Here is a 472-nt window from a genome sequence, read left to right on the forward strand (position 1 = left end):
GGAAGCCGTCTCTATCAGCGAACAGGCCGTCAGGCTCTACAGCGAGCTGGCGGAGTTGAACCGTGACGCATACCTCCCTAACCTCGCTTCAGCTATGAACAATGCAGGTGTCAATCAATGGAACATCGGACATCTCGATCAGGCTGAAGTAGAGATACGTATTGCCTTTGATATGCGGCGGCAAGTATTCGGTGCGGACCACAACGCAACCTTGGCTAGTCGTTCTAACCTGGCCACACTTCTACGAAGTCTCGGTCGGTTGGAGGAGGCCGAAGTAGAGATGCGTGCGGTACTAGACGCGAGTCGTCGCGTACTCGGGGAAGACCACCCCGATACCCTCACCAGCCGCTCCAATCTTGCCGGCCTTCTATGGGAAGTCGGTCGGTTGGAGGAGGCCGAAGTAGAGATGCGTGCGGTACTAGACGCGAGTCGTCGCGTACTCGGGGAAGACCACCCCGATACCCTCACCAGC

The 472-nt window shown here is 57.4% G+C and carries 1 protein-coding gene; it reads left to right on the forward strand.

Going from position 1 to position 472, the window contains the following annotated elements:
* A partial coding sequence (locus ACWEPL_RS32065; protein ID WP_452438396.1) for a tetratricopeptide repeat protein occupies window positions 1–472 on the forward strand: 472 nt, incomplete at both ends.

Source organism: Nonomuraea sp. NPDC004186 (assembly GCF_053603495.1).